We start from the raw sequence: 351 nt of genomic DNA, 5'->3' as shown, positions 1-351 counted from the left end.
CCTGCCGCTGTTCCACTACGATGCCAGTCCGCAACTGGTGCAGTCCATCAAATATATGATGGAGCTGGCCGGATTCCCGGTCGGCCCGACACGTCCGCCCAGACTTGCGCTTCCGCAGGCGGATTATGACCGTATTCGCGAAGCTTTTGAGGCGGCGGTTCGTCCGAGCGGGGTTTCATCCTGATGGAGGTGAAGACGATGGAAAGCCGAAATTGGATTGGCGGCGAGTGGCTGAGTCCTTCCGGCGAAGAAATGGTGGTTCGCAACCCTTCAGCGTTAAAGGAGGAGGTGGGAGTCGTCCATTTTTCCACCGAGGCTGATATTGCACAGGCCGGGGAGGAGGCACGGCTG

Annotated in this window: 1 pseudogene; it reads left to right on the top strand. The window is 59.0% G+C overall.

The window, feature by feature from the left end:
* Positions 1-184: pseudogene (locus WG8_RS28820) on the top strand (dihydrodipicolinate synthase family protein); the annotation flags it as partial.
* Between the last annotated feature and the right edge of the window lie 167 nt (positions 185-351).

Source organism: Paenibacillus sp. Aloe-11 (genome assembly GCF_000245715.1).
GTDB classification, from domain to species: domain Bacteria; phylum Bacillota; class Bacilli; order Paenibacillales; family Paenibacillaceae; genus Paenibacillus; species Paenibacillus kribbensis.
Note: the sequence above shows the minus strand (reverse complement) of the source record. Positions and strands in the feature narration are given on the sequence as shown.